The organism is Actinosynnema sp. NPDC091369 (assembly GCF_044757065.1).
Classification (GTDB): domain Bacteria; phylum Actinomycetota; class Actinomycetes; order Mycobacteriales; family Pseudonocardiaceae; genus Actinosynnema.
Genome location: NZ_JBIVUG010000026.1, coordinates 21,903 through 40,404, shown reverse-complemented (window position 1 = coordinate 40,404; position 18,502 = coordinate 21,903). Strand labels below are relative to the sequence as shown.

Here is an 18,502-nt window from a genome sequence, read left to right as displayed (position 1 = left end):
ACCTGACCGGTGGTCACCATCGTCTCCACCGCGACACGCGAACGCGGGTCCTTCGCCAGCAACGCGTCGAGGATCGAATCGCTGATCGCGTCGCACATCTTGTCCGGATGCCCCTCCGTGACGGACTCACTGGTGAACAGCCTGCCGTGCTCGAGCATGCGTCTCCTCGCGTTCGGCACCGTGCGGGGCACTCGGACCTCGGCCCAGTCTCGGCGTTGAAGCCGAGTTCAAGTCAAGCCGCCGAAGCCGTGGTCGAAGCACGGGCGTCCCGCCTACGGGCGCTCGCCGAGGCTCTCGACGTAGGACGTGATGCTCGCGAGGACCGCGTCGTCGTTCCACACCGCGGTCACATCAGGCCGGTCCGCGTCACCGCGCAGTTGGCGCTTGGTCCACGAGTAGAGGGGAGCCGGTGCCTGCCGCATCTCGCGCGCGATCGTGAGAGCGGCGTCCAGCAGTCGGTCCGGGTCCACCACTTCGTTGACCAGCCCGATGGCGCGCGCCTGGTCGGCGCTGTACAGCGCGCCCCGCAGGGCCAGCTCGGCCAGCACGCCGGGGCTTGCGGAATGCCGAAGTATCTCGATGCCGAGGTCGGGGAAGGGGATCCCGGCGCGCAGCTCCGGCGTGCCGATGCGACCACGACCTCGGCACATGACGCGGTAGTCGCACGCTGCGGCGTAGATCGCCCCGCCGCCGACCGCGTTGCCGTTCACCGCCGCGACCGTCGGGTGAGGATGGTCGAACAGCGCGGAGAAGCTCTCCACCAAGGCGGCGCGGAACTCGCCGACGCGCTCGGTGTGGGCCAGCAGGAGGTGCAGGTCGATGCCCGCGCTGAACATCGCTCCGGCACCGGTCAGCACCACGGCGTCCCCCTCGGCCGCGGCGGTTCCGAGCGCGGCGGTGAGCTCCTGGCAGACGTCGGGGTTCAGGGCGTTGGCCTTGCCGTGGGCCAGCCGCAGGACGCGAACGCGATCGTGCCGTTCCACCTCGACGTGCGTGGCCTGCATCGGACCTCCTCATGGGACTGACGGAGATCCCGACCCTGGCAGCCGGCAGGAGCGGCGAGTACCGCCGACAGGAGGAGGGAGTTCACCGGTCGAAGCACATCCCGCCACGGGCGCAAGGGTGCGAACACACGGTTTCCGGTGAAGTGCGATCCGTGGTTTCATCTCACCTCCCCTCCGACCCGCCGAGACGGGACGCCCTGATGTCCAACCCCTCCACACCGCACGACGAAGACCGGTGGACGAGGACGGCCGTGTTCCTGCCGGAGCCCGAGCGCCACGACGGCACCGAGGCGCTGTGGCACGTCGAGGTCGACCTCGACCGCCACGACGAGGTCCGCCACCACCTCGTCAACGGCCGGCCGACCATGCCCGTCGCGTCGCTGGTGCAGATCGCGGCCGAGGCGGCCGCCTCGTTCGCCCGAGACCTGGCACCCGTCCGGTACTCGGACCTCTCGTTGCCGCGCCTGCTCAGGGCACCGGCCGAACGGTGGCCGCGACGCGTCGACGTCACCGCCACCCGCAGGGGCGACGACGTGGACGTCCGCATCGGCAGCCCGCCCGCCAACGCCGTTCCGACGGTCGAGCACGCCAGGGTGTCCGTACACCTCTGCGTGCCCGAAATGCCGGAAACAGCCGAATGGCACGACATCGACGCGGAACCCGCCGCGGACAACCGGTTCACCGGTTACCTGCTTCCCGGCGACGCGCTGGACGCACTGCTCCGCGCCACCGGCCCCCAGGAATCGCTCTCCTCGGTGCGGACGATCGACATCCCGGTCCCAGCGGATGACCGCGAGGTGGCGAGGCTGCTGGGGCCGCACGTGGACCTGCGCCGGTACTCCACAAGGGACGGCGAGCAACACACCGCGACGAGCGCGGACGGCACCGTCCTGGTCCGCCTGCGAGGCGTGACCACTTCCAGCCGCGACCTCTCCACCATGCGGCGCCACCGAACCGGCGCCAAGACGCCAGGGCGGGCCGCCGGCCGGAAGCGCTCGGGAGGAGAGCTCGATGGCGGATGAGTCGACTCCAGGACGGACATCCCGGGTGGACGCCCCGCTCCTCACCCGTCGGTGGACCCTCGTCGCCGCGGCCACCGCGACCTTTCTGGTGATGCTCGACAGCACCGCGGTGATGATGGCCCTCCCCGCTCTGCGCGCCGAACTGGATGCCGACTTCAGCGGACAGCAGTGGGTCATCGCCGCCCACGCCATGCCGCTGGCCGCGTTCCTGTCGACCGGCGGCGCGCTGGCGGACCGCTTCGGTCACCGATCGGCGTTCCGGTGGGGAGCGCTGCTGTTCACCGCCGGCTCGGTGGCCGCGGGCGCCGCCGGCACGCTGCTCGTCCTCGCCGTCGCCCGCGGGATCCAGGGCATCGGCTCCGCCTTCCTGCTCGCGACCGCCTCGACCCTCGCCGCGCACGAGTTCCCCGGAACGGCGCGCGCGAGGGCGCTCCGCCTCCTGTCCACCGCCGCGGCCGCGGGCTTGGCGCTCGGGCCACCGGTGGGAGGTCTCCTGGCCGAGGTCGACTGGCGACTGGTGTTCCTGTCCGTCCTGCCTGTCGGGGTGCTGCTCCAGGCCATCGGCAAGGTGCGACTGCGCGACGTCCGCCCGACCACCTCGGCGGCCGTGGACTGGTGGGGATTCACCCTGTCCAGCGCCTGCGTCGCCCTCCTGGTCCTGGGCCTGCTCCGCGGCCAAGCCCTCGGCTGGACCAGCACCCCCGTCCTGGCGATGTTCACCGGCGCGGCGTTGTTCCTGTTCCTGTTCCTCCTGACGCAGCGCGCCCGGGGCGACCGGGCCGTGCTCGACCTGGCCCTCTTCGGCAACCGCACCTTCCTCGGCACGTCGCTGACGACGTTCGTGTTCGGCGCCATCAGCCTGGCCGCGGTCTTCCTGGCGATCCTCCACCTCCAGGACACGCTCGGCCACTCACCTCTCGCCACCGGCGTACGCCTGCTGCCTCTCACCGCGGCGCTGATCGGCACGACCCTGTTCACCCGGGGGATCACCACGAACGTTCCACCCGGAGCCGCCGTCGGCGTGTCGGCCGCGCTCGTCACCCTCGGCGCGGGCCTGCTCATCGTCGTCGCCCCGGCCACCACCTGGCTGGAACTCCTCCCCAGCATGATCCTGCTGGGCATCGGCGTGGGCTTGGGCACCTCGCTGCGCTTCGACCTGTCCGCCCGCTCGGTCGCCCCGTCGAGAGGAAGCCTGGCCACCCGGGTCAACGAAACCTGCCACCACCTCGGCCTCGTCGTGGGCGTCACGGCCTTCGGCGCCCTCTTCCAGTACCGCGTCGTCACGCAAGTCGGACAAGAAGGCATCCCCACCGCCGCACCGGGACTGACTACCGCCTTCGGGCTCGTGCGCGAAGCGTCCACCGACTCGCTGGCCTTCATCGCGACGCTCTGCCTGGCCGTGGGCGCGGTCTTCACGCCGATCGCCTTCGCCTACATCGACCGCCGCGACCTGCGCGACCCTGCGATGCCCGGTGACGCGGAAACGTCGTGACGTCGCGCGTCCCGTGATCCCGCTCCACGCGAACCCTCGGTTCCGCCGGACTTGCCGCACGGCGTTGTAACTATTACGGTTACGACTAGGTTCGAGGGGAGGAGGTCGACGTGAGCGCCAACAGCCGACTGACCATAGCGGCGCACGCCTTGACCTGGATCGGCTTGTACCAGCGGCGCGGCCACGAGGTCGCCACCTCCGACCAGATCGCGGCGAGCGTCAACACCAACCCGGTGGTGATCCGCCGCCTGCTGGCCGAACTGCGCAGGGCCGGCCTGGTCGATTCGCAACGGGGGACGGGGGCGGGCTGGACCCTCGTGCGGGACCTGGGGGCGATCACCCTGCTCGACGTCTACCGGGCGATCGAGCCGGGGCCGCTCTTCGCCCTGCATCGCGCGACGCCGAACCCCGAGTGCGTCGTGGGCCACGGCATCGGGCCGGTGATGGCCGCCGTGTACGACGAGGTGGAGGCCGTCTTGCGCGAGGAGCTGGCCAAGACCACGTTGGAGGACGTGCTGCGGGACGTCTTGAAAGACGCCTGACCTCGAAAATCGCCTGAGCGCGGCCCGTTGACTTCTCCGGTCGAGGGGAGGCGTGCCGTGCACCCATCGATGTAACAAAAATGGTTACAACAAGGAATCGGAGGATCTCATGGGACAGCTGGACGGTAAGAGCACCCTCGTCACCGGTGGCTCCAGCGGTATCGGCCTGGCGATCGCCCGCCGTTTCGCCGCCGAGGGCGCGACGGTCTACCTCACCGGCCGCCGCCAGGCCGAGCTGGACGCCGCCGTCGCGCAGGTCGGGGCCCGGGGCATCGCCGTCCAGGGCGACGTCTCGGACCTCGGCGACCTCGACCGGCTCTTCACCGAGATCGCGAACCGCAGCGGTCGACTGGACGTCGTGGTGGCCAACGCCGGGGTCGGGGAGTACGGCCCGCTCGGCGCGATCACCGAGGAGGAGTACGACCGCACCACCTCGATCAACCTCAAGGGCACGATCTTCACCGTCCAGAAGGCGCTGCCGCTGCTGAAGTCCGGTGCCTCGGTGGTGCTGCTCTCCTCCAGCGCGGCCCTGCGAGCCGTCCCCGGCCTGGGGGTCTACGCCGCCACCAAGGCCGCGATCCGCAACCTCGCCCGCACCTGGGCCGCCGAGCTGGCGGGCCGGGGGATCCGCGTCAACACCCTCACCCCCGGCTTCGTCGAAACCCCCGGCGGGGACGAGCTCCGCGCCGCCTTCCCGCAGGGCGACGGACCCACCGCGGCCGAACCGTCCCCGCTGGGTCGCGCCGGCCGTCCCGACGAGGTCGCCGCCACCGCCGTCTACCTGGCCGGCGACCAGAGCACTTTCACCACCGGCGCGGAACTGTTCGTCGACGGCGGTGTCACACAGCTCTAGTGCCTCGCAGCGGTCGGGCAGACCGAGATGAGGGAAGCGCATCCGGGTTCCCAGCCCGACGGGTGGGCCGTGCACCTCCGAGCCTCCGCCGGGCTCTCCTTCGACGACCGCCGCGGCAACCTGGCCTGAAGTGGACACTGCGCTCCGCCACGCCCCACTCGTGATCGGCGGCCCCGGTCAAGCCGTAGCGACCGACTGGGTGTGCTGCGGAACGCTCGTCGTGCTGTGTGCCGCAGTGGAGGTGATGTCGGTTCGGTGCTCGGCGGACACTCGGCTTCGGATGGGTGTGGTGACCACATGCGAGTTGACACCTGTCCTTTGTGGAGCGTCCATACCTGCTGCGTCCGCTGAGACGGGGGTTGTCATCGACGAGGAGATGTCGCGGTCTGGTGACGTGCCGTTGCAGGAAGTTCCGCGGATCGCGGTGAGGGGTGGGCCAAGACGCTGCGGCGGTCGCTGGCCGAGCGCACCGTGGGTGATGTCGTAACGCTGTTGTCGATGTTGCTGGGTGAAGCGGTCGACGAGGAAGTGATCGGAGCGAATCCGTGTCGGCGATCGCGGGTGAATACCGGTGATCATGGTGAGCGGCCGTGTGCTTCGCCGTGGCAGGCGCGGGTGGCAGCGCAGCGGTGTTCGCCCGCGGACAGCGTGTTGGTGGTCACGGCGGCGTACAACGGTGCCCTGCACGAGGTGGGTGGTCGGTTGGAGTTGGAGCCACCGAAGTCGAAGGCCGGTATCCGCACGATGCACGTGCCACCGTTCCTGGTCGACCTGCTCACCGAGCACCGGGCCGACCGGATGTACGACCACGTCTTCACCGGTCTGGACGGAGGGCTGCTGCGCCGGTCGAACTCCCGGCGGCGGGCCTGGCTGCCCTTCGCCAACGGCGATCCGACCCGAGGATGGGCACCGATCCACGCAGGTTCGCACTTCCATGACCCGTCACACGCACAAGACGTGGCTCATCGAGGACGGCGTGCCGGAGATTTTCCAGTGCAAGCGGCTGGGCCACCGGATGGCGGCCACCCGGGTACCTACTCGCATGTGTCGCAGGTCATGGTGGACGCGACGCTCGACGGGCTGCAGCGGCGATGGAAGCGTTCGCTGGTCGCGGCGCAGGACGACCCGGCCGCGGGCGACGTCGTCCGGGCAGTAGCCGTGCTACCTGCCGGGCAGCGGCCCGTCGGCGCGCTCGTGCAGACCCGCGTCGTCGCTGAGCCGGAGCCGGTGGGCGAAGCTCGAGCCGGTCACGTGGTCACGACGACGCGGGCGGCTAGTGTCCTGCGCCTGAAATTCGTTGAGTAAGTGTAGATTTGTCCGATGGCTCGGACGGGTCGGCCGGTGGCCGCTGTGGTGTTGACCGACGAGGAACGCGAGACGCTGACGCGGTGGGCGCGGCGGGCGAAGTCGTCGCAGGCGTTGGCGCAGCGGTGCCGGATCGTGCTGGGCTGTGCCGACGGCAAGTCGAACCAGGACGTCGCCGCCGAGTTGGGGATCTGGCCGCAGACGGTGGGCAAGTGGCGACGCCGGTTCATGGAGCGGCGACTTGAAGGGCTGGTCGACGAGCAGCGTCCCGGCGCCCCGCGCAAGATCACCGACGAGCGGGTCGAGCAGGTCGTGGTGGCCACGCTGGAACGGACGCCGGCCGACGCCACCCACTGGTCGCGCGCGTCGATGGCGGCCGAGAGCGGGTTGTCGCGCTCCACGGTCGGGCGGATCTGGAAGGCGTTCAACCTCAAGCCGCACCAGGTCGACACGTTCAAGCTGTCCAACGATCCGCAGTTCGTGGACAAGGTCCGCGACGTGGTCGGGCTCTATCTGAACCCGCCGGAGAAGGCGCTGGTGCTGTGCGTGGACGAGAAGTCGCAGATCCAGGCCCTGGACCGGTCCGCGCCGACACTGCCGATGATGCCGGGCCTGCCCGAACGTCGCACCCACGACTACATCCGGCACGGCATCACCACCCTGTTCGCCGCGCTCGACATCGCCACCGGCGAGGTCATCGGCTCGATCCACCGCCGCCACCGGGCCGTGGAGTTCAAGAAGTTCCTCGCCAAACTGGACAAGGAGGTGCCCGCCGACCTCGAGGTGCACCTGATCTGCGACAACTACGGCACCCACAAACACCCCACCGTCCGCAAGTGGCTGGAAGCGCACCCCCGATTCCACATGCACTTCACCCCCACCTACTCCTCCTGGCTCAACCAGGTCGAGCGGTGGTTCGGCCTGCTCACCGACAAACGACTACGCCGCGCCGCCCACAAGTCACTGCGCGCCCTGGAAAACGACATCCGCGACTGGATCAAGACCTGGAACGAGAACCCCAAGCCCTTCGTCTGGACCAAGGACGCGGACGAGATCCTCGACCGCCTCGCCTCATATCTTGATCGAATTCCTGGCGCAGGACACTAGGAGGCTTTCCGCCAGGTCGCGGTACCGGTTGGCGACCGCGGTCCAGCTCGACGCGGGGGCGAGGCCCGCCGCGCGGTCGCTCATCCCGGCCGCGAGTCCCGGTTCGGTCAGCACGCGCCGCAGCGCCGCCGCGATGGCGGCCGGATCGCGGTGGGGCACCAGCAGTCCCGCGCCGTCCGCCAGCAGTTCGACGGCGTGCGGGAAGCCGGTCGCGACCACCGGTTTGCGAGCGGCCAGGGCTTCGACGAGCACCCCGGGGGCGACCTGCTCGGACGGGTCGTAGGGCAGCAGGACGACATCAGCCTGACCGACCAGCTCCGCCGCCGCGTCCACGTCGCGGTAGGTCGGGTCGAACTCGATGAGGTCCGCGACGCCGCAAGCGATGGCGCGGTTGCGCAGGTTCCTGCGGTAGTCCTCACCCTCGTGCGCCAACACCTCGGGATGGGTCCGACCCGCCACCAGATAACGCGGCCTCAGGTCGCGCAGCGCACCCAGCGCGGAGATGGCCCACTCGATGCCCATGCCCCGCCGCAGCAGGCCCCAGGTGAGGATCAGCGGTCTGTCGGTGGACGGTCCGGGGGCGGGCGACTCGACGGGGAGCGCACCGTGCGGGATCACGACGACCTCATCGGGCCGCTCGACGGCGTAGCCGTCCACTAGGCGGCGCCGCGCGGCCTCGGACAGCGTCACTACGGCGTCGGCGTGGTTGACGACCTCTTCGAGCACGCGCCGCCGGCCGGGTGTGGGCGCGGTGAGCACCGTGTGCAGCACCACGACCACGGGCACCCTCAGCCGCGCGAGCACGCCGAGCACGTCCTCGCCGTCGCGACCGGCGTAGATCCCGTACTCGTGTTGCACCACGACCACGTCGCAGTCGTTGAGGACCTCGGCCGCGGTCTCGGACGCACCGGGGACCATCCGGTGCGCCACCGCTGTTCCCCCGGTGACAGCGGGTTCGTCGTCCGGTCCCGCGAGGACGGGCACCACCCGGCCCTCGCCACCCGGCGTCACCGCGGTGAGGTGGTGCAGCAGTGCGGCGGTGAACGTGGCCAGTCCGCATTGGGTGGGCGGGTACGTGCTCAGAAAACCGTAGGTGCGGGACATGCAAGCCCTTCGAGGCGAGTGGAACGCGGGCCGGGACCGCCGGCGGGACCACGTCGTGCGGAGTGGCCGGGACCTGTCAGCGGACCCTCTCCGGGATGCGGTCCAGCGCGTGCAGGACGTGCACGGCGAGACCCCGTGCGTCCTTCCGGCTGAGGTCGGAGTGCGCTGACAGCGCTTCCTGCACCAGCTCGACCCTGCGCTCGTACAGGGACAGGTAGGTCGGTGTCGTCATGAGGTGCGCCTGCTCGTCTGCTCGGGGACCCGGCCGCCGTCCGCTTCCCAGCCCAGGAGCGCGATGTGGGCCAGGTCGGTCGTCAGCCGGGTCGGTGTGGTCGGGCCGGACCCCGCGGTGAGCAGGTCCTGCACGGTTTGGGCGTTGTCGCGATCAGCCGCGAGCGCCATGGTGTGGTGGGCGGCGGCCGGGTCGGTGTCCGACGGCACGACGAGCAGCGTGAGGCGGTGCCCGTCCGCCGCGACCAGGTCGACGGTGTGGGCAGGCCGCGAGTTGAACCCGTCGAGCCGGACCTGGCCGCCGTCCGCGGGGGCGCGGCGGGGCGCGGTGCTCCACTCGGAGTGGTTGTAGCTCACCCGCATGACGTGGCCCAGCCGAACCGCCAGCACCGCGAGCAACGCGGGTAGCTCGGTGACGAGGTCCCGGGAACGCGGCCACCAGGCGCCGTCGACGTGCCCCGTGGTGGTGAGCGACTTCGGCCGCAGCCGCAGTCGTCGGGGTTGCGCGAGCTGCTCGGTGACCGCGGTGATGGGAGGGTGGGGTGCCGACGTCATGTCGGACTCCCGTCTCCGGTCGGGAAACGACCGGTTTCAATGTTCACCGAGTACGACGCGGGCTTGACCGCCCACGTGCGGGATGTTCTCGACAACGTGATCCTACACCTGTTCGGACATGATCGACCGAATAGCGCCGGTCGCGGTTGAGGAATAACCGGAAAATCACTCGGCGACGTCCGTCCGCCCGGTTCGTCCACTTCGGTCACGACGCCGCCGGTCCGCGACCCGATCCGCACGGCGGGAACAAATCCGGCCGCGGCGGCGTTGTACCGGGTGTTCGCCACGCCCGTGCTCCTACCAGCTGACGTTCGCTGACGGAGACACCAAGCCGGTGCCCTCTACCGCGACCGGTCGAGGGCACCGGTCCCACCGCGCCGGTTTGCCGACACCGCGCCACGGGTATCTGACCCGCGTGATCCGGCGGCTGCCTGTCGCGGCACCCGCCCAACCCCCACACCGATCGCCCCGGACCCCGGCGACGGAGAACGAATGCCGTTGCCGGAGGTATGAAGATGAGCGCTGAAGTCCGATCGGAAGTCCCGCGAGCCGATACCGCGCCGCAGCCCATGCTGGCCGGCGTGAAGTCGCCGTCGGAGATGTTCCTGGTCAAGTTGTTCGCGGTGATCCCGGCGCTGGCGCTCGCCGCGGCGGTTCCGCTGGCGTGGGGCTGGGGCCTGGGTTGGGTCGACATCGGCCTCGCCGCCTTCTTCTACACCCTCACCTGCCTCGGGGTGACGATCGGGTTCCACCGCTATTTCACACATGGTGCGTTCAGGGCGACCCGCGGACTGCGGATCGCGCTCGCGGTGGTCGGCAGCATGGCCATGCAGGGACCGGTCATCGGTTGGGTCGCCGACCACCGCCGGCACCACGCCTACGCCGACCGCGAGGGCGACCCCCACTCCCCGTGGCTCTTCGGGACGTCGGCAGGCGCGCTGGCCAAGGGTTTCTGGCACGCCCACATGGGCTGGCTGTTCCAGCGGGAGCTGACGAACGCCGCCCGCTTCGCCCCCGACCTGCTCGCCGACGAGGACATCCAGCGCGTCAACCGCTGGTTCCCCGCGCTGACCGTGGTCACGCTGCTCGCGCCCGGGATCGCCGGGGGCCTCATCACGTGGAGCTGGTGGGGTGCGCTGACCGGGTTCTTCTGGGCCGGCCTGGTGCGCGTCGCCGTGCTGCACCACGTCACGTGGTCGGTCAACTCGATCTGCCACATGATCGGTGACCGCCCCTTCACCTCGCGCGACAAGTCCGCCAACTTCTGGCCGCTGGCGATCCTGTCGATGGGCGAGTCGTGGCACAACTCCCACCACGCCGACCCCACCTGCGCCCGCCACGGCGTGCGACGCGGTCAGATCGACATCTCCGCGCGGCTGATCCGGGTCTTCGAGGTGGTCGGCTGGGCCACCCACGTCCGCTGGCCACGACCGGAGCGGCTGGCCCGGACCCTCAAGTCCACCAGCTCCTGACAACCGCGGTGCGGTGCGGACGGGTTCCCCGCCCGACGCCGACCGCAATCCACAAAGGACGGACAGCGCATGCATGACGCCCCCGAAGGCAGAACGGTCATCGCCGAGCGCTTGAAGCTCGCGACCGGCTTCCTCGCGTCCGAGCACGACTGGGTCTCGGGACACCTGGCCGCCCTCGGCTCGCGGTTGCGGTCGTTCCGAGCCGATCAGCTGGACTTGGAGATCAGCGTGAAGGACCGCCAGGGCGTCGAGCAGCGGGTCACCCTGGAGTGCTGGATCAACCGGAACCCCCGCCTGCACCTCGTCGCCACGTCCTCGAAGCGGGACTTGCCCGCGGCGCTGAGCGAGGTTCGCGACGAGCTGATCCGACAGGTCGACGAGGCCAAGACGCGCACCGAACCGCGCAACAACCGCACGCTGAGGTCGGTGCCCACGCTGCCCGAGCACGACTAGCACGACGCAGGCCGGGCGGAAGGCAGTCGATCGGCCTTCCGCCCGGCTCGCCCACCCGGTGGGCCACCGGAAGCGGTCAGCCGGTGCAGTGGGGGACGGCGGGAGTGCTGCCCACGCCGTTGTTGGGTGTGTTGGCGGTGATGGGGGAGTTGGTGGTGGTCATGGTGCCGCCTTGGCGGTAGACACCGCCGGACTGGCCGAGGGCCGACAGCGCGTGGTTGTCGGTCACGCCGGTGGCGGTGAGGGTGCCGCGCAGGCCGTTGTAGAGGCCACCGCCCTCGCCGAGCGGTGTGGTGTTGCCGGACACGGGGCTGTTGGTCGACGTCGCCGCGGGGGCGGTGCCCGACGGCGTGTCGGCGTTGGCGAGGCCGCCGCCGTTGCCCGAGGCGGTGTTGCCGGTCAGCGTGCTGCCGGTGAGGGTGACCGCACCGCGGTTGAGGATGCCGCCGCCGTCGCCGCCGACGTTGCCGCGGGTGAACGCGACTCCGGTGGTGAGGGTGAGGCTGCCGGTCGGGCCGACCTCGGCGATCCGGAACAGCCTGAGGCCCAGCGGGGAAGCGTTGGTGACGGTGGCGGGGCCGACCATCTCGATCGGGGTGGTGATCACGGGTAGCGCGTTGGAGGCGCCACCGCGCGCCGCGGTCATGCTGTAGGTGCAACCGCTTGCCAGGACGAGGGTGTCGGCGGTGGTGGTGGAGTTGGCCAGGTTCACCGCCGCGACGAGGGCGTTCTCGCCGCACGGCACCGGAATGGTGATGGCCTGCGCCACCGGTGTGACGGTGACCAGCCCCCCGGTCATGAGGGTGGCGCCGAGCAGTGCTTCGACGGTGGTGCGGTGTGTCGCATGGGACTTCATTTCCTGGAACAGGATCGAGGGCGACCTGCGTGGCGTGGCGGAGCCGATGCGTTCGGATCGCCGGGCACCATCACGATTCGAGTGGCTGGTGCCTCTCGCGCCCCGTGCGAAAACCCCGGCGCGCCAAACACCGCTGCGGTCAGTGCGAGAGGTGGTTCGCCACCGGGGTCCGGGGTAACGGTGTCCAATCTACGCCCTCGGCCGAACGGGCGACTCCGCGTTCACTCGAATGGGCGGCGACGCCGTGACGTGCCGACGGGACCGGCCCGTCGGCTCACGTCGACGCCGCAGCCCCGGCGGCGGCGGGGCGGAAGGCGCGGATCCGCTCCACCAGCGCGAGTGCGCCGGGATGGCCGCGGCGGCGTGCCGCCTCGTCGCGCAGCGGGCGCAGCCGCTCGACCGCTCGGGTCGAGGTCAGCACCTCGCACCGGTCGACCGCTTGGTTGCCGAGCTCGACCGCAGCGTCCACCTGGCCGTCGAGCAGGTGGCAGATCGCGAAGGAGATGAGGCTGAACGCCCGGCTGCGCGCCATTCCGGGCCCGTAGCCGTCGACGGCGGTCGACAGCACGGCCGCCGCGAACCCGGCGTACCGCGGGTCCGCGGTCCGGGCCAGTTCGGTGTAGACGACACCGGTGATCGCGGTGAAGTCGGTGGCGGTGAAGAACGCCGCCCAGGCGGGCACGGGCTCGTCCGACGCCCGCATGAAGTCGTCCCGCGCGCGGGCCAATGACATCGCCACGTCGTCCGGACGCCCCATCCGAGCCTGCGCCCAGGCCCGGTTGGCGAAGATCACCGCCCCAGCCAACGCGGATCCGGCAGCCGCGGCGGCCCCCTCACCGAGCTGGAACTCGGCCATCGCCCGCCCTGGGTCGTTGTGGTGCAGCACCAACCGCCCGAGCCGGTAGTAGACGTTGGACGCCAGCGACGCGTGGTCACCCCGCGCCGCGACGGTGAGCGCCGTGCGGAAGTGCCGCGCCGCCGCGTCCGGGAACCCCGTGTCGAAGGAGGACCAGCCCGCGAGGTTGTGCAAGTCGGCCACGGCGGCGTGCAGCGGCCCCGAGACGTCGTCGGCGCCGGGGTGTCCGAGCAGCGCCAAGGCGGACGGGAGGCGTGACACGGCGGCCTCGCGGCAGCGGCCTCCGCCGTGGCGGTGGTCGAGTGCGCGGAGGACGGCGGTGCACGCCACCACGGAGTCGACGTCGGCCATGACGACCCGTCCCCGCACGCCCCACGGCCGATCAGGGCTCGAGTCCTCGGCGGGCGTCGTGCTGTCGGGCTGCATCACAGGAACCTCCGGCGGTCGACGACACGACGGTGGTTCACCGGGGTCCGGAGCGAACGACCAGAACAACCACTGTCCCACAGTTGCGGTGTGCGGCGGTTGATCGGTGGGCGGTGCAACCGAACGCGCGATCCGGGTGTGCGCGTGATCACCCGAGGGACTGCCGGGAACAACCCGTGAACTGCGGACTCGTTCGCATCCGGGGGAGTGCTTGCCGCATTCGGGTGGCCGGCGGCGTTGTGCCTTCCGCTGGTTCCGGAGAGACGCGCACATTGAGCCTTCGAGGGTGTTGGTCGTCCCGGTGCTCTCGTTCATCGGCACCGGACACGTGACCCCGGCCCCCGGTCATCCGATCACCCCCGCGGGTCCGCGGCATCGGCTCGGACCCACCTCACGGGTGGAGATTGATCATGAATTCGAACTCGCGCACCGGCACGGCCGGCCGCTTGGGTCGCGTCCTCGTCGGATTGGGCACGGTGGCCGGTTTCGCACTGGTGGCGCCGGGGACAGCCCAAGCTCAACCTCCCGGGTGCACGCAGACCGGCAACAACTTCGTCTGCACCGCCGGGATCCCGGCCGGCGAGGTCCTCACGGGCACCACGGCGAACAACATCATCACCATCACCGGCGGACCGGTGAACGGGACCGTCAACTCGCTCGCCGGCAACGACACCATCAACGTCACCGGCGTCGCGGGCGTCGCCGGCTCGAACGGCGCTCCCGGGGCGGACGGCACCGCGGGCACCCCGGCCGGCAGCGCGGGCGGCAACGGCGGCGTCGGCACGGGCGGCGGTGTCGCCGTGGGCGGCACCGGGATCATCGACGGCGGCCCGGGCACGGACAGCATCACCGTCACCGGTGGTGCCGGCGGCAACGGCGGCAACGGCGGCAACGGGGGGACCGGCCTCAACAGCGGTGCCGGCGGCGCCGGTGGCAATGGTGGCGTGGCCGGTGTCGGCGGTGCGGGCAACACCGGGACCATCCAGGGTGGCACGGGCAACGACACCGTCAACGCGACCGGTGGCAAGGGTGGCAACGGCGGCCTCGGTGCGCTGGGCGGCAACGGGGGCCTCGTGGCGGGTGGCGCGGGCGCGGGCGGCATCGGTGGTGCCGCTGGTGTCGGCGGTGCGGGCAACTCCGGCACCGTCAACGGCGGCACCACCGACGCCGGTCTCGACACCGTCACCGTGACCGGTGGTGCGGGTGGGTCCGGTGCCGCGGGTGGCGTCGGCGGCTGCGGCAGCGGCGGCGGCGCGGGCGGCGTCGGCGGTGCCGGGGGCGCGGGCGGCATCGGCAACAGCGGGACCGTCAACGGCGGCGCCGGAGTCGACACCCTGAAGGCCAACGGTGGCGTCGGCGGTGCCGGCGGAGTCGGTGGCAAGGGCGGCAACGGCATCAGCGCGACCCAGCCCGGTGGCGCGGGCGGCGTCGGTGGCGCGGGCGGCGCCGGTGGTGTCGGCAACTCGGGAGCCGTCAACGGTGAAGCGGGTGCCGACGCCATCACCGTCACCGGTGGCAACGGGGGTAACGGGGGTGCGGGCGGCAACGGCGGCACCGGGTGCAGCGGTCCCGGTGGGGCGGGCGGCCTCGGCGGTGCCGCGGGCGCGGGCGGCCTGGGCAACACCGGCACCGTCGAAGCCGGCGCCACCGTGGTCAACGGCAACAGCGGCTCCGTCGGTCCCAACGGCGTGGCCGGTGTCAACAACGGCGGGGTCTGCTCCTGCTGATCGACCGCGGTCACGCGGCAACACCCGGGCTCGCGGCCACGCCGCCGCGGGCCCGGGCCCCGACCGGCGCGACGCGCGAACGCCCCGCGCGCCGAACGTGACGTAGTGTCGCCTCCACCAGTCCTCCGCGGGCACCGTGACGGCGTCACGCGCCGGTAACGCGCCGGGGAACACGCTGTGGTCATCCGAATTCCCGGAGAACGAAGCGGAGGACGAAATGCGAACTCGACAGCTCTACCCGATCCTGGCAACAGGCGTCTTGGTCATGGGCGGTTTCCTGGGTGCCGGTGTCGCCTCGGCGGCGGTCCCGTGCACCATCGGTCCCAACGTGACGCAGAACGACACCACGGTGTTCGGTTCCGGCGGGAACGACACGATCGACTGCACCAGCGCCAACCCCGGCAAGACCATCTACGGCAGCGGGGGGAACGACACCATCACCGGTACCGCCTACATCGACACGATCTACGGCGGCGCGGGCGACGACACGCTCACCGGCCAGGTCGGCAACGACCTGCTCTTCGGCGACCTCGGCACGGACACGCTGAACGGCTCCGCGGGCGACGACACGCTCAGCGGTCCGGGCACCGATGCCGCGCAGGACACCCTCAACGGCGGTGACAACACCGATTCCTGCGGACCCGTCGGCGTGCCGCCGGACCTCCGCAGCAGCTGCGAGTCGTAGCAATCGGGAACCACCGAGATGAACCGCGAACACGACGAACCGTCGACGACCCGGCCCTGGAAGGGGACCGGGTCGCTCCTCGTGTCGCCCAAGGGGGCTCCGGGAACCAACCCCCGAATGGGTGGTTTGAGGGGCGGAGGACCCTGCCTCACGCAGGACGGATCCGAGTGGTGGCAAGGATTTGAGCACTGAGCGGGATCGCTCGCCGTGTCCGCGCTGGTAATCTGGCCGGAGCGTCAGTCGACGGTTCCACCGCAGCCGGCTCCGACTCGGCCGCGAGCGCGGGCTCCGCGCACACCGCGCAAGTCAAAGCCGAAAGGGCTTTCGTGACCATTCTTCCGGACCTCTTCGACACCTCATCGACGCCGGGCTCATGACCTCACTCGCGGCGCCGGGAGCGCGGTTGGCGCCTCAAGGGCACCAAGCGGGTTTGCGCGTAGCGCTCCTCGACGGGTTCCGGCTCACCGGGGGAGTCGACGCCATTCCGGTCCCGGGCGGGGCTGAGCGCCTGCTGGCGTTCATGGCGATGCGCCGGCGGGCGGTGGGGCGACTGTTCGTGGCGAGCTCACTGTGGGCGGACGCCACCGAGGGTCACGCCTACGCGGCCCTGAGGTCGACGTTGATCCGCATGAACCGCGCCTGCCGAGACACGCTGCTGGTCACCCCGTCGAGCTTGGAGCTCGCGCCCGGTGTCTCGGTCGACCTGCGCGACGCCCAGGCGCTCGCCCACCGCCTGCTCGAAGCCGGTCCGCACGCCGCGGGGGACCTGAGCGTCGAGGCGGTCGCCACCCTGTCGTCGGAACTGCTGCCGCTCTGGTACGACGACTGGCTCGCCTTCGAGGTCGAGGACTGGCGCCAACTCCGGCTCCACGCGTTGGAGGCGGTGGTGGACGGCTTGGTGGAGGCGAGGCGTTTCGGGGATGCCACGGCAGCGGCGAGTGTGGTCGTGCGCGCCGACCCGTTGCGGGAGAGCGCGCAGACCGCCCTCATCCGCGTCCACCTGGCCGAGGGCAACCAGTCCGAGGCGGTGCACGCGTTCGACCGGTTCAGCCGCCTCCTCCGCGTGGACCTGGGACTGGCGCCCACCCCGGAGCTCCGAGACCTGGTCGGACGCCACGCGACGCCACGGCGCGGCGGGCTGGACCGGTAGCGTCCGGTCAGCGTCGGAGCGTCTTGGTGTGGACGGACGTCCTGAGGAGCTCTGAGGTGTCGATGTCGCCCGCGATGACGTCGTGGGCGACGCTGCTCAGCTTGAGGTTGTGCCCGCGGGCGTAGCCGCGCAGCGTGGCGAACGCGGTGTCCATGTCGACCTGGAGGCGTTCGGCCACCAGCCCCTTGGCCTGTTCGACGACCACCCGGCTGTTCAGCGCGGCTTGGAGCTGTTCGGTCAGCACCTGATGGTGGTGGATCGAACGCTGTTGCAGCAGGCCGATGGTGGCGACGTCGACCAACGCCGTGGCGGTGCGCAACGCGCCGGCGTCCAGGTCGCCGGACCGGTTGCGGAAGAGGTTGAGCGCGCCGATCACCTCGCTGCGCAGGCGCATGGGCACCGCGTCCACGGCGGCGAACCCCGCCTCGGCGGCCACCGCGGTGAACCGCGGCCACCGCTCACCCGCCTCCGCCAGGTCGGGGTGGCTGACCCTGGTGCCGGTGGCGAACGCGTCCAGGCACGGCCCGTCGTCGTTCTGGAGCTGGAAGAGCTCCAGCAGCCGGGCCTGTTCGTTGGACGACGCGACCAGCTGCAACCTGCCCCGCTGGTCGGCCAGCAGCAGTCCCGCGGCGTCGACGTCGAGGAGTTCGACGCACCGGTCCACGAGCATGTGCAGGAAGTCGATGACGTCGAAGTCGTCGACCAGGGTGTCGGCCAACTCGACGAACGTGTCGACGAGACGGTCACCGTCCATCGCAGCCACCTCCGCTGGTGTGCTCAGAGCGCGGTCTTGTTCCGCACAGGTTCACGGTCGTCCTCCGTCGCGTTCGAATCGCCGTCGGCGGGCCACGACGTCGGCCGCCAGCGCGCTCAGCGGCACCTGCTCGGCGAACGCCCGGGCGCGCAGGTGGGCGAACGCGTCGGCCATCCCCAGGCCCAGCTGCGCCGCCACCATCCCGGTGGCCTGGTGCACGTGGGGGTTGTGCAGGGGCAGGCCGTCCTCGGCGGCGTCCACCGTGCCCAGGTCGGCGTGCTCGTCGAGCAGCAGCCGCAGGGCCAGCTCCGCGAAAGCCAGCGAGTCGGTGAGCGCCGCGGCGTCGAGGTGGCCCACCTCGAGCCGGTACAGCGACAGCACCCCGACCCGGATCGCGCCGACGCACAGCGGCAGGGCGAACAGCGAGGCCGCCCCGGCTTCGACGGACAGCGGCGCGAACATCGGCCACCGGGCCTGGCTGGACGGGGCGTCGAGGTCGGCGACGAGCGCCGGTCCGCCCCCGCGCCAGACGTCGACGGCCGGTCCTTCGCCCACCGTCACCTGCAACTCGGCCAAGCGTTCACCCAGCGCGTCCGTGGCGCACCTGACCTCCGGCCACCCGGCGGTGTCCACGGTGAGCACGGCACCGCTGACGCCCAACCGCGCGACGGCGGCCTGGCAGAGGGCACCGACCGAGACGGGCGTGCCCGAGTCGGCGGCCTCCTCTGCGATCCAGCGGCTCACCTGGACCAACCGACTGGTGGTGTACCGGGCCATCCGGAGACCTCCCAGTCACCTGGTCGCAGGGCACGAACCGAACCTCCCGCACCGTGGAACACGACCGTTCCACTCTACGCGCCGCAACCCCGCAGCCCACCGACCTCAGCGGGGCGCCGGAACTCTCACCC

The 18,502-nt window shown here is 71.2% G+C and carries 20 protein-coding genes; 11 read left to right on the top strand and 9 right to left on the bottom strand.

Annotated features, from left to right (window positions below):
• Positions 1–158: S-adenosylmethionine synthetase N-terminal domain-containing protein (locus ACIQMJ_RS40365; protein ID WP_499766299.1), on the bottom strand; the 158-nt coding region annotated here is incomplete at its 3' end.
• A 114-nt stretch (positions 159–272) separates the two neighbouring features.
• Positions 273–1,004: an enoyl-CoA hydratase/isomerase family protein gene (locus ACIQMJ_RS40360; protein ID WP_499766297.1), complete on the bottom strand. Its 732-nt coding sequence runs from the start codon at positions 1,002–1,004 to the stop codon at positions 273–275.
• A 200-nt stretch (positions 1,005–1,204) separates the two neighbouring features.
• Here ACIQMJ_RS40360 and ACIQMJ_RS40355 point away from each other — a divergent pair, with 200 nt between their 5' ends.
• From ACIQMJ_RS40355 to ACIQMJ_RS40330, 6 genes are all read left to right on the top strand, one after another.
• The gene (locus tag ACIQMJ_RS40355) at positions 1,205–2,026 is read left to right on the top strand and encodes a hypothetical protein (RefSeq protein ID WP_499766296.1); all 822 of its coding nucleotides are present in this window, start codon (positions 1,205–1,207) and stop codon (positions 2,024–2,026) included.
• Positions 2,016–3,518, top strand: a complete 1,503-nt coding sequence (locus tag ACIQMJ_RS40350; protein ID WP_499766295.1) for an MFS transporter — start codon at positions 2,016–2,018, stop codon at positions 3,516–3,518. Before ACIQMJ_RS40355 ends, ACIQMJ_RS40350 begins: the two co-directional genes overlap by 11 nt.
• A 110-nt stretch (positions 3,519–3,628) precedes the next feature.
• The gene (locus ACIQMJ_RS40345; protein ID WP_499766294.1) at positions 3,629–4,060 is read left to right on the top strand and encodes an Rrf2 family transcriptional regulator; all 432 of its coding nucleotides are present in this window, start codon (positions 3,629–3,631) and stop codon (positions 4,058–4,060) included.
• 109 nt (positions 4,061–4,169) lie between these two features.
• The gene (locus ACIQMJ_RS40340; RefSeq protein ID WP_499766293.1) at positions 4,170–4,913 is read left to right on the top strand and encodes an SDR family NAD(P)-dependent oxidoreductase; all 744 of its coding nucleotides are present in this window, start codon (positions 4,170–4,172) and stop codon (positions 4,911–4,913) included.
• A 498-nt stretch (positions 4,914–5,411) separates the two neighbouring features.
• Positions 5,412–6,218: a hypothetical protein gene (locus ACIQMJ_RS40335; protein WP_499766292.1), complete on the top strand. Its 807-nt coding sequence runs from the start codon at positions 5,412–5,414 to the stop codon at positions 6,216–6,218.
• 15 nt (positions 6,219–6,233) lie between these two features.
• A complete protein-coding gene (locus tag ACIQMJ_RS40330; RefSeq protein ID WP_499766291.1) occupies positions 6,234–7,325 on the top strand; it encodes an IS630 family transposase in 1,092 nt (363 codons plus the stop codon).
• Here ACIQMJ_RS40330 and ACIQMJ_RS40325 read toward each other — a convergent pair.
• The 3 genes from ACIQMJ_RS40325 to ACIQMJ_RS40315 form a co-directional block, all read right to left on the bottom strand.
• Positions 7,290–8,429, bottom strand: coding sequence for a glycosyltransferase (locus ACIQMJ_RS40325; RefSeq protein WP_499766290.1), 1,140 nt, complete (start codon positions 8,427–8,429; stop codon positions 7,290–7,292). The two genes, ACIQMJ_RS40330 and ACIQMJ_RS40325, sit on opposite strands and share 36 nt — an antisense overlap.
• 76 nt (positions 8,430–8,505) lie before the next feature.
• Entirely contained in the window at positions 8,506–8,661 is a 156-nt protein-coding gene (locus tag ACIQMJ_RS40320; RefSeq protein ID WP_499766289.1) for a DUF6307 family protein, read from the bottom strand.
• Positions 8,658–9,215: a DUF5994 family protein gene (locus tag ACIQMJ_RS40315; protein WP_499766288.1), complete on the bottom strand. Its 558-nt coding sequence runs from the start codon at positions 9,213–9,215 to the stop codon at positions 8,658–8,660. The genes ACIQMJ_RS40320 and ACIQMJ_RS40315 overlap by 4 nt, the downstream gene beginning before the upstream one ends.
• Before the next feature lie 569 nt (positions 9,216–9,784).
• Between ACIQMJ_RS40315 and ACIQMJ_RS40310 the strand changes: the two genes are divergently transcribed.
• Both ACIQMJ_RS40310 and ACIQMJ_RS40305 read left to right on the top strand, forming a co-directional pair.
• Positions 9,785–10,687, top strand: a complete 903-nt coding sequence (locus ACIQMJ_RS40310) for an acyl-CoA desaturase (RefSeq protein WP_499766298.1) — start codon at positions 9,785–9,787, stop codon at positions 10,685–10,687.
• A 69-nt stretch (positions 10,688–10,756) separates the two neighbouring features.
• The gene (locus ACIQMJ_RS40305) at positions 10,757–11,140 is read left to right on the top strand and encodes an HPF/RaiA family ribosome-associated protein (RefSeq protein WP_499766287.1); all 384 of its coding nucleotides are present in this window, start codon (positions 10,757–10,759) and stop codon (positions 11,138–11,140) included.
• A gap of 76 nt (positions 11,141–11,216) precedes the next feature.
• Here the strand turns inward: ACIQMJ_RS40305 and ACIQMJ_RS40300 are convergent, their stop codons facing one another.
• Together ACIQMJ_RS40300 and ACIQMJ_RS40295 are read right to left on the bottom strand one after the other, a co-directional pair.
• Complete coding sequence (locus ACIQMJ_RS40300; RefSeq protein WP_499766286.1) at positions 11,217–11,996, bottom strand: hypothetical protein; 780 nt, start codon at positions 11,994–11,996, stop codon at positions 11,217–11,219.
• 274 nt (positions 11,997–12,270) lie between these two features.
• Positions 12,271–13,278, bottom strand: coding sequence for an NsdA family TPR-like regulatory protein (locus tag ACIQMJ_RS40295; RefSeq protein ID WP_499766285.1), 1,008 nt, complete (start codon positions 13,276–13,278; stop codon positions 12,271–12,273).
• A gap of 410 nt (positions 13,279–13,688) precedes the next feature.
• Between ACIQMJ_RS40295 and ACIQMJ_RS40290 the strand changes: the two genes are divergently transcribed.
• The 3 genes from ACIQMJ_RS40290 to ACIQMJ_RS40280 all read left to right on the top strand — a co-directional run bounded on the left by ACIQMJ_RS40290 (position 13,689) and on the right by ACIQMJ_RS40280 (position 16,840).
• The gene (locus tag ACIQMJ_RS40290; protein WP_499766284.1) at positions 13,689–15,005 is read left to right on the top strand and encodes a hypothetical protein; all 1,317 of its coding nucleotides are present in this window, start codon (positions 13,689–13,691) and stop codon (positions 15,003–15,005) included.
• Between the two features lie 217 nt (positions 15,006–15,222).
• Positions 15,223–15,690, top strand: a complete 468-nt coding sequence (locus ACIQMJ_RS40285) for a calcium-binding protein (protein WP_499766283.1) — start codon at positions 15,223–15,225, stop codon at positions 15,688–15,690.
• Positions 15,691–16,120: 430 nt separating this feature from the next.
• A complete protein-coding gene (locus ACIQMJ_RS40280) occupies positions 16,121–16,840 on the top strand; it encodes an AfsR/SARP family transcriptional regulator (protein WP_499766282.1) in 720 nt (239 codons plus the stop codon).
• 7 nt (positions 16,841–16,847) lie between these two features.
• Here ACIQMJ_RS40280 and ACIQMJ_RS40275 read toward each other — a convergent pair whose 3' ends face one another.
• Positions 16,848–17,594, bottom strand: a complete 747-nt coding sequence (locus ACIQMJ_RS40275) for a GAF and ANTAR domain-containing protein (RefSeq protein ID WP_499766281.1) — start codon at positions 17,592–17,594, stop codon at positions 16,848–16,850.
• A 51-nt stretch (positions 17,595–17,645) separates the two neighbouring features.
• On the bottom strand, positions 17,646–18,371 hold the full coding sequence (locus ACIQMJ_RS40270) for a GAF and ANTAR domain-containing protein (protein ID WP_499766280.1): 726 nt from the start codon (positions 18,369–18,371) through the stop codon (positions 17,646–17,648).
• Positions 18,372–18,502 lie beyond the last annotated feature (131 nt).

Bases quoted from the DNA above. Each gene is read 5' to 3' on its own strand.
- ACIQMJ_RS40360 (WP_499766297.1), bottom strand. From the start codon at position 1,004: ATGCAGGCCACGCACGTCGAGGTGGAACGGCACGATCGCGTTCGCGTC.
- ACIQMJ_RS40355 (WP_499766296.1), top strand. From the start codon at position 1,205: ATGTCCAACCCCTCCACACCGCACGACGAAGACCGGTGGACGAGGACG.
- ACIQMJ_RS40350 (WP_499766295.1), top strand. From the start codon at position 2,016: ATGGCGGATGAGTCGACTCCAGGACGGACATCCCGGGTGGACGCCCCG.
- ACIQMJ_RS40340 (WP_499766293.1), top strand. From the start codon at position 4,170: ATGGGACAGCTGGACGGTAAGAGCACCCTCGTCACCGGTGGCTCCAGC.
- ACIQMJ_RS40335 (WP_499766292.1), top strand. From the start codon at position 5,412: ATGTTGCTGGGTGAAGCGGTCGACGAGGAAGTGATCGGAGCGAATCCG.
- ACIQMJ_RS40330 (WP_499766291.1), top strand. From the start codon at position 6,234: ATGGCTCGGACGGGTCGGCCGGTGGCCGCTGTGGTGTTGACCGACGAG.
- ACIQMJ_RS40325 (WP_499766290.1), bottom strand. From the start codon at position 8,429: ATGTCCCGCACCTACGGTTTTCTGAGCACGTACCCGCCCACCCAATGC.
- ACIQMJ_RS40320 (WP_499766289.1), bottom strand. From the start codon at position 8,661: ATGACGACACCGACCTACCTGTCCCTGTACGAGCGCAGGGTCGAGCTG.
- ACIQMJ_RS40315 (WP_499766288.1), bottom strand. From the start codon at position 9,215: ATGACGTCGGCACCCCACCCTCCCATCACCGCGGTCACCGAGCAGCTC.
- ACIQMJ_RS40310 (WP_499766298.1), top strand. From the start codon at position 9,785: ATGCTGGCCGGCGTGAAGTCGCCGTCGGAGATGTTCCTGGTCAAGTTG.
- ACIQMJ_RS40305 (WP_499766287.1), top strand. From the start codon at position 10,757: ATGCATGACGCCCCCGAAGGCAGAACGGTCATCGCCGAGCGCTTGAAG.
- ACIQMJ_RS40300 (WP_499766286.1), bottom strand. From the start codon at position 11,996: ATGAAGTCCCATGCGACACACCGCACCACCGTCGAAGCACTGCTCGGC.
- ACIQMJ_RS40295 (WP_499766285.1), bottom strand. From the start codon at position 13,278: ATGCAGCCCGACAGCACGACGCCCGCCGAGGACTCGAGCCCTGATCGG.
- ACIQMJ_RS40290 (WP_499766284.1), top strand. From the start codon at position 13,689: ATGAATTCGAACTCGCGCACCGGCACGGCCGGCCGCTTGGGTCGCGTC.
- ACIQMJ_RS40285 (WP_499766283.1), top strand. From the start codon at position 15,223: ATGCGAACTCGACAGCTCTACCCGATCCTGGCAACAGGCGTCTTGGTC.
- ACIQMJ_RS40275 (WP_499766281.1), bottom strand. From the start codon at position 17,594: ATGGACGGTGACCGTCTCGTCGACACGTTCGTCGAGTTGGCCGACACC.
- ACIQMJ_RS40270 (WP_499766280.1), bottom strand. From the start codon at position 18,371: ATGGCCCGGTACACCACCAGTCGGTTGGTCCAGGTGAGCCGCTGGATC.